Here is a 12095-nt window from a genome sequence, read left to right on the forward strand (position 1 = left end):
TTTGTCTCGAAATTTCTCAAGAAGAGGAAGTTTAGACTTTTCTGTCCAATTGGTTTATACTTTTTTGTCTTTTTACATCAGTAAGGGGGCAGCTTGCCCTTATTATTCCAAACAAGTATTTCGTGTATAATATCAATTTTACGAACAATTATGGATTTAAGAATATATGTTTGGTATAATAAAAGAAAAAATAGCTCAACCCTGCCTTAACGGTAGCGGGGAAAAGCTATTTCCGAACATGATATAATTGTCAGCTCTGCCTAATTGGTAGCGGAGAAAACAATATATTAACTTATTAATTATTCTATAGCAGACTTTATATTTAGTCAACAAGCTATAATTTAGAGCAAGGAGTCTATGATGAACTATTTAATTTACTTTGACGAATCTAATAAGATTTATCAATTTGATAAGGAATATTCATATTATGGAGCTTATAGTGGGACAGACTTTGCACTTGCTCATATCGTTACAAAAGTACGAGATATAAATAAGAATGCAGTTCAAAATCTGAACTACATTCTAGAGAATATTCCAAGGATAGGAATATTAAAAAGTACTTTAGAACATTACATACGGTCATCAACGAAAATGTGAAAATAATATTCTTATTGTCAACAACGAAGATGCTTTTTCTTCGGCTGCTAAGATCGGCATGTCTTCATCAGAAATGAGAAATTTATTCTATATAAAAATACCGGAAAGATTGTTTTATGGAGCGACCAGAGATTTACCATCATTAAATGACGATGAGTTGGTTCACGTTAAAATCAAGATTGATAGAAATGGTGAATATGACAAACTTGGATTAATCGAAAAAATAATTGAACAGATGAATGCTCATTTTGCTTATAGAAATAAGAACTATCGAGTGAATAAATTCATTTCACAGGATTCTAAAAAGTCTATTCCTCTTCAAATTGTTGATACTTTTATGGGTATTGTAAAGGATACACAGAAGACTCTGACGTTTCCAAAATAAAAAGTGATTTAATTTACCGCTTTTTATCTGAACAGGAGAATTTGATTCGTTTTCAAAATCAAATTAGGGTATTTAAATGGACAGGTAGTGAGGAATTAGAAAGAATAAATATTTCTGATCATCTATCCCCTTTTATGGTTTATAAAATAAACTATGATATTGGTGACATTGTAAAGATACAACAAATACTTGCTTCCGAACCCGATATATCTACAAAAGAATTAAGAGAAAGATTAGAGTATCCTAATACAATGTTACGAACTTTGCTTGGATATAAAGACCAGATAAGCGGAATAGGTAGAAACGCTTTTTTACTTAATGATTAATATAATAAATAGGAGAAAACTTATGAAACAAATATCATTTGATGATTTATTTAAAAATGAAAAGTCCAATAATGATCCATCTTCCTCTCAACTTCCTGAACAAATAATAAAATTACTAGAATCTGGTATAACTAGTGTACTTGAAATGTGCGAAAGTTTGATCAATGAAGGATATATTTCTAAGGAACGTTTTTCTTCTACAGATAAGCCTAAAGATTATCCAAAAGTATGCTTAATCTTAGATGAAATGGTGCAACAAGGTAAAGTTGAGTTGATTGAGGATATGGATAAGACGAATAGAATTTACCGCTTAAAATAACAATGGGAGCGTAGGTAAATATGAAAAGTCATGAATACAGAAATGGAAGGCTAATACAGACAAATAAAAGATTTTCTCAACTTAAAATGAAACAAAAGGAATGGATTGGTAATCTACTTAGAGAAAGATATACAGAAAACTATTTGAAGAATGGAAAAAAACCATCAAAACAAGAAAGAGACAAAATTTTATATGATGTGTATGATTTTATTTGTGAAAAGGAAATCTGGATTCCTATGTATGAAGTTGAAAGGTATTATCAGAGTAAAATAAGTTCCTATACCAAAAATATAGAAAAAATTTATTTGTAACTCAATGGGAGTAACGCTAACCCATCAGATGAGAAAACTTTTATACTTCCAGACTAGGTTTCATCTTATCTTGATACAAGTACTCTTCTATTCATAAAACCGTATCACGATACGGGGCTATAACAGTTGTAAAGTATACGTTGTTCCTATTTTATTGTCAATAATTATAATGTTCGCCAAAAATGAATTATACACGAAATTCGACAACATTCGACATTAAAGGAGTGAATCATCATTGGCAAAATCGAGACAGCACATGCAGCATAAAAAGAAATATGAGTCAATGCTTGATATCATGCCTCCTTACGTAACGGAATATGTTAGACGTAAGGAATCAGAATTTCTATCCCCCTCTACCCTATTTAACTATCTAAAGGATCTTGAACATTTTTTTAATTGGTTGATTGTAGAAGGATATTCTAATGCTGAAACTATTCAGGATATAAACATGGATGTTTTAGAGCACCTTCCCCTAGAGGATGCCATATATTACTTTGATGCACTTTCTAACGAGGATATAGAGGTTTCTAAGGGTGAAACTAAGACAAGAAAACAAAGCTCTGTTAACCGTAAAAAATCGGCTTTACGCTCCCTCTTTAAATTCCTAACTACTCAAACTGAAAATAAAGAAACAAAAGATGGGAAAAAGAAAGGGGAACCATATTTTTATCGTAATGTTATGCAAAAGATCCCTGTCAATAAAGTAAAGGAGTCTCTAGGTGAACGAGCACGAAAAATAGCCGATTCTATCTTTATTGAAAATGATGATATATATTTCTTAGATTATATAAAAAATGAGTATGAGAAAAGGTTATCTAAGGCTCAACTGAGGTATTTTCTACGCGATAAAGAGAGGGATTATGCAATTCTTTCATTATTTTTAGGAAGTGGCATTAGGCTAAATGAATTGGCAAACCTCCGTATACGAGATATAAATTTTCGCAAAGAAACGATTCGGGTTATTCGTAAAGGGGATAAAACTGATACTGTTCAGGTTGTTCCAGACTCATTATTGGACTTAAAGGATTATTTATCGGTTAGAAATGAGAAATATGGCGCTTCAAATGCTGATCATGAGTTTGTTTTTGTAGGTAAGTACCAAGGGACTACATCTCCACTTTCAATTCGTGCAATTCAAGACTTAGTAAAGAAATATACAAAAGCCTTTAATGATAACGTGGCTATGTCACCACATAAATTACGTCATACCTATGCTACAAATCTATTGGAAACTTCAAATGATATTACGCTTGTGATGGAACAATTAGGTCATACTTCAACGACTACAACTATGCTATATGTTCACTCCACGCAAGCAAAGGCTAAACGAGCTGCGGATGCTATGAGTAATCGTAGAAAATCGATTCAAAATAACGAATAATAGAGGTTTTGATAAAAAGCTATGTATGGTCTCTATGTATACCTAGGGGACTATACATAGACTCTGTAATTCCTTTCAGCCTCAGTTGTTGTTATAATGACGGCGTCTATTTGACCTTCTATGTATAAGAAAATGAGCGCGACTAAATAGTTGAAATATAAAGTGTTTTTACTAATATTTAACAAAAATATTTATAATTAGAAAATGAGCTAGTTGCTCGCAATATCGCCACCTAAATTGTCCATCTGTTTGCTTTTTCACCCCGATTTTTAATAAAAAAGAAACCCATATCAAATTAATGAGTTCCTTAAATCCATTCTACAAATGAAGAAATCCTTAATTTCCCTTCAGATGTATAGTTTCTATATTTAACAAGACATTCTAACTCAGGTTTGAAATAAATATATCTATCATTTTCATTCTGCGTAAGTTCCCTACTCATTTCATAAAGCTTTGTTCTTTCGCTAGGAATCATAAACTCCATTCATCACGGTCTAAAATAAAGGAAAATAGAATCTAAGGATCGTTGATAATATAGGAACTTTCATCTTAGATTTAAAATAGCTCCAATACAGAAAAAAAATTGTATGAGCAAAATTATGAGCACTAATATTAGCCACAAGTTATTTTTTATAAAGGCTTGAGGTTATTTTTTATATCCGTGAAAATTCTCCTTAATACTCCTCTCCTAACCATAAATCAGGAATATCAATACCGTATTCTTTTGGATTTCCAAGGCTCCTATCCAGCTTTAGTCCACATTCTTCGCACTCAACTTCGTAAATTCTCCACCATCCATTTATAGCTTGGTCTTGGTCATCATAGTCCCACTCATCCTCACGGTATGTAACAAGAGATTTTTTACCGCAAACAAAGCAATCTAAAACTTCATACCCATCACTTCCTAGAAGAGCTTCCGCTTTCCTTTCAGATTTTTTTTTATGTTTGCCCATAGTTCTAAATTCCCATGGTATATTATATGATGCTAAGCCCACAGCTTTATAAAATGCTACCTCAGAATAATTTATTCTATTTTTACTAGTAGCTTGTATTATTTTTGCTATAGGGTCTATATTGATTTTAGGTGATTTATATTTCCAATACTTTTCTGAACCTTGGTATACTGATGATTCAATACAATCAAGTACACACGGTAAAACATTAGAACCAATAAACCTATCTAATTCACTATAAAGCAATACATAAGTACCTCTATGCCAAGCTCTATTTCGAAGTAGGTTTAGATCAGACAATACCCTATAGTACTTATTAATAATCTCTGCTACCTTACTCTCTGAGCTAGTTAAGGATTTCAACCTTTTTACTGCCACCATAAATTCCACAGTTTGATTAGTAATACTAGCACTAGCTATACCCTTATTAACCAAATCCATAATGAAACGTCCGTTATCAGTCTCTAATTTAACAGCCAAGATTGGATTAATAAGGCGTAGTTCGTCCTTAACTAACAGCTCTATAAAATGATGAAAGTGAAAAATAGTTTGTAAATATTTTTCTTGATAAGATAAATATCCTGCTAACCTTTTTTCATCATCTTTTTGAATTTTATTTCCTTCAATTGAAATATAACGTTCACTTACATGATAAGTACTGAAAAAGTTCTTCAATGCAATTCTCAAGGAAGCAAATGCAGCGTTAGTAGCATTCTCCTGCTTACCACTATCAATCTGAACACCATGCTCCCTCTGATTGAAATGAAAAAGATTGCTCATGAGTAATTCCCCCGCTTGTCCAAAACTTACGTGTTTTATGATTTTGATTACTAAAAAAGTATGAACTAAGTTAAGAGACCTTCGATTTATTGAGAGTGGTATATACATTATTTTATCGAACTTGCGATTAACGCTTACATTTCTTTTACTCACAAATAGTCTAAATTCGTTCGTGTACACCACAATTAGCCATTACAGATGTTCTTTCTGTGAAGGAATGAGTACAAATCAATGTTTTTATAGTTTAAATAAATTTTGTTATTGTTGACATGGTCTTACCCATCTTTAATGGTGCAATCCACATCTCTTTTCCAAATGACTTCCATGTCCTTGTCCTTAAACCATTTGAATAACTAATCATTGATTGACGATCATCATAGGCAACTAGTTCACATTTCCCCCAACGATTTTGTATATTCAATTTTCTTTCAATAATTGCACATAAGTTATAATCAATATTTTGAGAGGCTTTTAATCTATCAACGTCATCAGAGGTTATTTTTAATGTCCCTAGTTGGGTTGAAAAGTATGGATAATACACTTGTAGTTCTATATCTGTACTTATATCGCTTCCAATATCTTCACGGTACTTGAAAATTTTAAAATCTCTCTTCTGTATTGCTGTTTTTAGTGTATCATACTGAGGTAACCTAGATGATTTAACCGATATTGTTTTTAGGCCCTCTGGATATAAAGGATTTTGGGTACTCTTCCCCCAATTAATCGCATTTTTACCAATTGCAATATCCCAACCAGGGTCAGGTTTTTGAAAATTATCTGTTCTTATTTGATCATAAGCAACAGCTGGTACTTTAATATGATGAAAATAACTTAATACAGCAATTGTAGCAACATCACCCATTATTTTATCATCCAAAGCCTCAGATAAATCTCTTTTATTCATCCCTGGTCGATCAATACTATATCTTAGCTTTTTTGCTGCCCAATAAATTGCATTATGAATGCCTTTCAGAGTAACGGGCCAAGATACTGGTATCGGTGTATTCATGATTATCCCCCCTAATTTAACACCAATAATTTATTTTAATGAATTTTCACTTACATATTCTGTTGTTGAAGTATGCTTATAATTTTCAACTTCATTATCATAATCATATATCATTCTCAAGCCTAGAATTTGACTTCCTTGAGGAACGATATTGGTATGAACAGCAAATTTTGATTGTTCCTCTACCTTATATACAAGAGTATAGTTACTAAAACCTAACTTATTTGAAATTGTATTTATCCTATTATAATTACTTGAATCATCAAGATATGGCATCCAAGTAGATAAATCTTGCTTTACACGTTTAAATTCAAACAACTGGTTTTTTGACTGTTTATCTTTAGTTAAATAAACGGCATCGAAATCATTAATTACAGAAAACTTACTTAGACTTTCTCTTGTCCAAATTTGAAAATTATCATTTACACTCTTATTTACTTCTTTTATTGTTCCTACATTTTGATCAATATTAGGAAGAACATTATTAAAAGCACTTTTTAATTTGTCCCCATCCATGTTTACATATTTTCCGTTATATTTTTTATAACAGAAATAGTCCTGTTTAGTCGGCGAAAATATCAATATATTCATTTTTTTCTCGAACTTTGAATTAATAAAGTCAAAAACAACATTATCTTCAAGAATTTCTTGAATTTGCTGCCATAAACCTTCATCCGCTTCGATTGTTAATAGCCAGAGAAAGTTCTTATTTAATGAAACATATCTAATAGATACCTTAGTCTCCTCTGGTAAGTTTAAAGACTCACTAAATTTCTCATGACCAGAAACAAAATAGTTATTATCTGCAAACCAGTCATTTAACCAATCATTTTTAACTGTTTGAGTAGTCATATTTTTCCCCCTATATACATTTCACATGGGTAATTGTACCAATATTCCTATTTTTTTGGTATATATAAGCTCCAATTAGTTATTTTTACACAAAAAAAGGATAGTTGGTTTTTCATACCAACTATCCCTTGTTAATTTTTTATCAATCCTAAAGTAGCTTTTCTTTAAAGTCCTCTCTAAACTCTTCCTTAGCATCCTTATTATTTGAAAAAAACCTAATCCCAATCAATCGAACCTTTTCATTCTCACTTAGGATCTTCACATCTGTCCTAGTATTCAATGAAAGAAGAAACTCCTCTTTCCATTTATCCTTTTCACGCAAATTTTCTCCTTTGGGTTCAATAAAGACTTGATAAGTTGATTGATTATCTTTTAAATATAATAGGAAGTCGGGCATAAATCCTCTAACTCCATCAAACTCAACAATTTTCACCTTACGTTCATTCCTGATTAAATAAACTTCACTATATTTTTCTTGAAGTTGTTCCATGTAATTGTTAATAAAATCAATCATCTCATTTTCTAAACCATTCACAATTGCCTGGTCGTAAATGTACCAGTCATGTTCTTTCATATTTCGTGTTCTCACTACTTGAGTAACGTTAGAAACACTCCTATTTATATTACTTATCTCAATAACGTAATCATTTATTAGATTTGAAAAAGTAATCCCTTCAAAAATAGGAGTCCCCCTCTCCTTCATGTAGTTGGAGCGAATGTTTTTCTCTACATATGATATGAATTTCTCAACTATATTGAGCTTCTCCTGAATTGAAATTTCCCCGACACTTATTCCTTGTGGTAGTGAAATATTAATACTTAAGGAGCCCAGAAATTCTTTCTTTTCAATAAACTCTCTTATGCTAGATATACTTGGTACAAAATTTCTCAAGTTATTAAAACGAAAGAAACTATTACGTTGAATTGCTTTCCGCAATAAATTTTTTGATATATCTAATTGTTCTATATGTCTGTTTGAACCAGCTGAGTTTACTTGAGTTGTTCCATAATGTTGCTCAACAGTTGTTTCGTATAGCATTTCATAGGTAGAAGAAACATTATAATCCTTGAAAGATTGGTAATCATCAGGTGTTGTAGGAACAACTTTGTTTATATAGATTTTTCCCGTTTTAAATAGTTCTTGTTTCTTAAACTTTGATTTCACTTTTGCTTCTAATCGTTCATATTTATCTTCTTGAACTTGAATATTTGCCGTTTCTAAGGATTTCTCAAGGTTTTTAATGTATGAGTTTTCATTAATTGTGTGATAGTGTAAAGTTTCTATTACCTTCAATGGACTGTTATCGAAATCGAAACGTCTAGTAAAAGACAATTCATTATTAAATTTGAAAGGATAATATCTTGCTCCTCTTCCAATTAATTGAGCTTCACTGTCAGTAGATGTTTTTGTGTTCGTTGCTCCCTCACTAATTCGAACAATATCAAACAGGTTCAATACATCCCAACCTTCATTTAATTTTGCAACAGCAAAAATTGCACGGATTGGGTTGTTTTCATCCTCGAGAGTATTTAACAGGAGGGCGTTGCTTTCTGACATAAAGTTTGAATCATTTGCGTTTAGTATTGTTTCATTAGTAAAGTCCCATTTCAAATCAAGTACAACTTTTCCTAAATCCTTATTTTTATAATAAAGAAACATTTTTCGCCAAATACTATTTTCATTTTGATAAACTGCAAGTCCACGTTCAATTACCTTCTGTAAACTTTCATTTGTAAGATTATCTACTAAGCTTAAAAATGATTCGTTTGCTTCTATTGAAGTAGCTATTTTATTTGATTTAAAAAGAATAATCGGCTTTAAAGATATATTATAATCCTGAGCAACATATTTTCTATATTGACTAAGTAATATACCTTGAAGCATCTTATCCTTGTCCTCTTCATTTGCACGTAAAAGCACGACATTTTTTGAATAACCGTCTCCCATGAACTTCTTTAAATCATATTGGTACACAATTTTATCTTTGTACTTTTCGAAGAGTGCATCATTATTTAAATCGATAGTTGCTGTAAATTCAATTAGTCTATTGGTACTTTGAAGCCCCAATAATTTGCTAACAGTGCTTTCCCAAGTTTTTTCAGTCGCTTCCTTAGTGTTTAATTTCTTTTTATCGCTACGTGTTAGAACATTAATATGATGGGCTTCATCCGCCAACAGGACAAGGTTAGTCTCCTTCAGTGAATCATAAGTAAGTCCATTTTCCCTTGGATTACTTAAATCTATATGTAGTTTCTGGATTGTTGTCAATTTTAAATAAATTGTATCCTTTGCTGGATATGATGGAAATACATCCACTACTCTTACATCAACATTTATTCCATCTATTACAATCCCACTATAATTAAAGAGATATTTTGGTGAAGATGCATTCGTTAAGTTATCAATTGTTTTCTTAATTATTGCGTCGCTATTCACAAAAAACACAAAATTTTGATGCCCTTTTTCCTTAAACAAATATAGGATAGTTGCAGCTAAAACAATTGTTTTTCCTGATCCCGTTGCCATATGGAATAATAAGTGATTAAACGAAATATCAGCAACTTCTGTACGTTGAGTATATATAAAATGTTCCAACGCTTGTTCTTGATAAGGTCTTAAATTTCGACTTAAATTATCATGTATATATTTAGGAACCTCTGGAGGAGTTTCAAAAATATCATTAAACCTTCTCCCAATTCTATTATGTAATATTTCATTACTCATGGGACTTCACCACTTTACTACCATTGTAATAAGAATGATTAAATTCCTTAACTGATTCCGGAATATTGTACTCAGAATCGTATATTTCCTCATAATTCAAATACATCTGATTTGAGTCTAAGCTTTCTATTAATATTTTCTTTTTATCATCTAAAGATAAAGCTGCAAATTCCTTATCTTCAATTGTTAAGCGAGATATATTAATCTTAAAATCAAGGAAAGCCACATCTTTAATTTCTTTTATAATTTTCTCGATTTCTTGATCTGTTTTGGCATTAAAAATTTGTGAGGTATATTTCTGATTTAACTCAAATAACTCAGCATATATAAAACTCCCTCCGCCTTTCCATCCAACCTTCTTAGAAATGCCTCCTTGTTCTCCTTCAATTACTTTTCTTAAACGTGGAATTGAAACTCCATCGATATAGTTCATTTGCTCAATTCCAATAAATTGACGATTCATTTTCATTGCAACGGCTTGGGTTGTTGCAGATCCCATAAAGAAATCTAAGACAATATCATTTTCAACTGAGCCTAAATGGATAATTCTTTCAAGTAATTTTTCAGGTTTTGGTGTTGAAAAATCTTCAATATCTAAATCTAAAATTTCCTTCCTTGCATCCTGATTATGGGATACTTCTGTATAATTCCAAATAGTTAAAGGTGTAATTCCCTGTTTTACCTCTGTTAGGAACTTTTTAATAGAAGGAGTATTATTGCCATCTTCACCAAACCAAACTCTATTATCTGCAACAAGTTCTTGAAACCTTGCCTTCGATGTTCTCCAACATCGACTTTTTGGAGGATATACAGTTCTTCCGCCCGGGGTAGTAATAGGATAATCGTAATCCTCCGAATAGGTTTTAACAGAGAAATCAGTTGATTTCCATGGCCCTCTTGGATCATTATCAGGATTTTTATACCTCTGATTCATTTCTTCAGTACGTGGTAATAAGTTAATTGTAAAATTATCCTTATTTTTTGCATAAACTAAAATGTGATCATGCATATCAGAAAAGAACTTTGCATCATTCTGAGGAGAGTATTTTTTTTGCCAGATAATATTTGCCAAAAAGTTATCTCTTCCAAATACCTCATCGGACAGTACTTTTAGATAGTGACCCTCATCATCATCTATATTCATCCAAATCGATCCATCCTCTGCCAATAATTCTTTTGCTACCTCTAACCTATTTTGTATAAATGTCAACCAAGTAGAATGGTTGAACCTATCATTGTATCCAAAAGAATCGTTCCCAGTGTTATACGGAGGATCAATATAAATTAATTTTATTTTACCTGCAAACCTAGCTTTCAAGGTATGTAAAGCAATTAGATTATTTCCTTTTATTATTAAATTATCAGTTTCTGTAATTTCTTTAGGTAGACTCTCTCCATTTGAATCATATTTTTTAATATTAGCAAGAACCTTTGGAGAAAACATTACATCTACTTCATCTTTTGCAAGTATTTTATGATAAAACATTTCATTTCTTCTTGATTCTTCTTTAGTCATACCACCTTCAAGCCAACAATCTTTATGGGGAAAATCAAGAACAACATCAGTATTGTATTTTAAGTATTTATTTTCAGTTGATAAACCAATTTCATTACTAAATTTAGTATAACTATTATCCCAAAAATTTTTAAACCTTAGCATACTTATAAATTCATCAACTTTAAAGATAAAGCCTTTTTCTACTTCTATTGAATAAGCCTTCTTTATCACATTATTAGCCAATAGATGTTCTACCAAAGTTTTTTTATAGGTCCTTAAATCATCTATAACTTTTGATTTTAACAATACATCACCATTCCAATATTCCGAAAATGTTGATAAAACTGCATTTATTTCTTTGAGTAACTTTGTTTCCACCTGTTTTCCTCCTATAATTTTTATTGAAAATTTCTTGTACTAAAAAGTTATAGCTTTCTGTACTTTTGTTGATTTTGAGGTGTTTTTCCAATTCCTTTCAGATGTTGTTTTCCCTCATTTTCTGCAAAGTTAAAAAACATTGCACCTAACTTTGTTCTATTTCCTTTTCCAATACGATTCCATTCAAAACCTCTGAACAGTTCTTTTACAATAAATTCTTCACCTTTTTCAATTTCCTTTATAGTATCTTTTGCAATTACAAGTAATTCCTCTAGTGATGTATTAATATCAATCTTCATATTATATCCTCCTTATATATCAATATAACAAGTTGAACTATTAGCCATTAGCTACTAGCTATAAGTTATAGTTTTTTCTTAATAAAGTCAATTACTTTTTTTAAAATTTTTTCATAAAAAGACCATTAAGGTCTAAAGATTTAATAGTATTGTTCTATATAAACACTTATTAAATTCTATTTGTGGCCTTGGATTAAGCAATAGTAACATATCCTATTGCTAATCCTAGCCAGTAAACGTGAAGCATAATTAAAAACGGAAATTGTGAACCTTTTGTTTCAA

11 protein-coding genes are annotated in these 12095 nt (G+C 31.0%); 5 read left to right on the forward strand and 6 right to left on the reverse strand.

Annotation, left to right across the window (positions count from 1 at the left end):
- The first annotated feature begins 655 nt into the window (after positions 1-655).
- The 5 genes from ACR65M_RS18090 to xerS all read left to right on the forward strand — a co-directional run bounded on the left by ACR65M_RS18090 (position 656) and on the right by xerS (position 3319).
- Positions 656-982, forward strand: a complete 327-nt coding sequence (locus ACR65M_RS18090) for a hypothetical protein (protein WP_440273978.1) — start codon at positions 656-658, stop codon at positions 980-982.
- Between the two features lie 41 nt (positions 983-1023).
- Positions 1024-1308, forward strand: a complete 285-nt coding sequence (locus ACR65M_RS18095; protein WP_440273979.1) for a hypothetical protein — start codon at positions 1024-1026, stop codon at positions 1306-1308.
- A 22-nt stretch (positions 1309-1330) separates the two neighbouring features.
- The gene (locus ACR65M_RS18100; RefSeq protein WP_440273980.1) at positions 1331-1627 is read left to right on the forward strand and encodes a DUF3895 domain-containing protein; all 297 of its coding nucleotides are present in this window, start codon (positions 1331-1333) and stop codon (positions 1625-1627) included.
- A 20-nt stretch (positions 1628-1647) separates the two neighbouring features.
- Entirely contained in the window at positions 1648-1938 is a 291-nt protein-coding gene (locus ACR65M_RS18105; RefSeq protein ID WP_440273981.1) for a hypothetical protein, read from the forward strand.
- Between the two features lie 256 nt (positions 1939-2194).
- Positions 2195-3319 carry a tyrosine recombinase XerS gene (gene xerS, locus ACR65M_RS18110; protein WP_440274006.1) on the forward strand — a complete coding sequence of 375 codons (1125 nt, stop codon included), beginning with the start codon at positions 2195-2197 and terminating at the stop codon, positions 3317-3319.
- A gap of 674 nt (positions 3320-3993) precedes the next feature.
- On the opposite strand, the gene ACR65M_RS18115 is transcribed toward xerS, so the two are convergent.
- The 6 genes from ACR65M_RS18115 to ACR65M_RS18140 form a co-directional block, all read right to left on the reverse strand.
- A complete protein-coding gene (locus ACR65M_RS18115) occupies positions 3994-5052 on the reverse strand; it encodes a hypothetical protein (protein WP_440273982.1) in 1059 nt (352 codons plus the stop codon).
- A gap of 244 nt (positions 5053-5296) precedes the next feature.
- Positions 5297-6061 carry a hypothetical protein gene (locus ACR65M_RS18120; protein WP_440273983.1) on the reverse strand — a complete coding sequence of 255 codons (765 nt, stop codon included), beginning with the start codon at positions 6059-6061 and terminating at the stop codon, positions 5297-5299.
- Between the two features lie 30 nt (positions 6062-6091).
- On the reverse strand, positions 6092-6913 hold the full coding sequence (locus ACR65M_RS18125; protein ID WP_440273984.1) for a hypothetical protein: 822 nt from the start codon (positions 6911-6913) through the stop codon (positions 6092-6094).
- Between the two features lie 148 nt (positions 6914-7061).
- Complete coding sequence (locus ACR65M_RS18130; RefSeq protein ID WP_440273985.1) at positions 7062-9638, reverse strand: DEAD/DEAH box helicase family protein; 2577 nt, start codon at positions 9636-9638, stop codon at positions 7062-7064.
- Complete coding sequence (locus ACR65M_RS18135; protein WP_440273986.1) at positions 9631-11514, reverse strand: DNA methyltransferase; 1884 nt, start codon at positions 11512-11514, stop codon at positions 9631-9633. The genes ACR65M_RS18130 and ACR65M_RS18135 overlap by 8 nt, the downstream gene beginning before the upstream one ends.
- Positions 11515-11561: 47 nt before the next feature.
- Entirely contained in the window at positions 11562-11813 is a 252-nt protein-coding gene (locus ACR65M_RS18140) for a DUF1413 domain-containing protein (RefSeq protein ID WP_440273987.1), read from the reverse strand.
- Between the last annotated feature and the right edge of the window lie 282 nt (positions 11814-12095).

Source organism: Ferdinandcohnia sp. SAFN-114, assembly GCF_059415045.1.